This window comes from Legionella sp., from assembly GCF_965140895.1.
Classification (GTDB): domain Bacteria; phylum Pseudomonadota; class Gammaproteobacteria; order Legionellales; family Legionellaceae; genus Legionella.
Map to the genome: position 1 here is coordinate 1 of NZ_CBCSKT010000145.1, position 1,093 is coordinate 1,093.

Consider the following 1,093-nt stretch of genomic DNA (forward strand, 5'->3'; position numbering starts at 1 on the left):
TAAATCTGTTCTAGCAGTATCATAAGTTATGTTGTGAGATTGACGATGTATTTCTATTTTATACTGTGTGTTTGGATGATTCATTGCGTGCTTAATAAGATTAATTTGTCTATGGTTCATTTTATCTTTTAGAGTTTGATTTTCATAAAGTAATTGCTCAATTTCTTTAATATCTTGATTTTTTCTATCTATATATTCTTCAATACATTCAATTCCTTCTAAAATAACTTCTAGTTGATGCAAAAAATAATATGTAAGATCATTATCATCCGTCTCAGTATATAAATATGCTTTAGCATATTTACCTGGGGCGCGTTTTATAATTTGGGATATGGAAATAAATTCCATTAGTGTGTAGCCCTCATGCGCTAAGGACCAATAAAATAATGCACGTGCGGTTCTTCCATTTCCATCTGCAAATGGGTGATCATAAGCCAACATAAAATGTAATATAATTGCTTTAATCACAGGATGTATAAATCCTATTTGTTCATCATTTGTATTAGCAAAATTGCAAAGTTTCTCTAATCTATATTCTAATTCTTCATAATTTGGAGGTGTATGTAATATTTGATCCGTATTGTCCCAAACATGTATATCATTCGATTGCCTTATATGACCTATCTCTTTAGTGTTTTCCATAGTCCCTGATGTCAATATACGGTGTAATTCGTAAATAATTTTAAGGGTCAATTTATTTTCTTTCATTTCTCTTATGAATTGCATGGCTTTAAAATTCATCTGTTCACTGATATCTCGCGGTTTACGGCTAGTTCTCAACATTTCTTTTGCGACTTTTCGAGTGGTAGATGCCCCTTCTAGCTGACTAGAATTGATAGCTTCTTCAATTAATGATCTTACTAAATAATCATCTCTTACTTCTTTATTGATCTTTCTGGTATAAAAACCTGCCTTACGATCTATTTTATGAAGTTGATTTAGGATTGTATCGGTTAATACATAAACAAACTTTTTATGATTTTTGTCTTCAAAAGTTAGCGTCTTGTATATAACCCTCCGTGCTAATTTTATACAAGCCCACCATTGCTCGGACGTAGTACCTTCTGGTGATGGTAAATGCCTTAACTTATCC

1 protein-coding gene is annotated in these 1,093 nt (G+C 31.6%); it reads right to left on the minus strand.

Translation table 11 applies throughout. The features are described 5' to 3' along the window. Nucleotides 1–1,093: Fic family protein (locus ACQY7T_RS13405; RefSeq protein ID WP_428414027.1), on the minus strand; the 1,093-nt coding region annotated here is incomplete at both ends.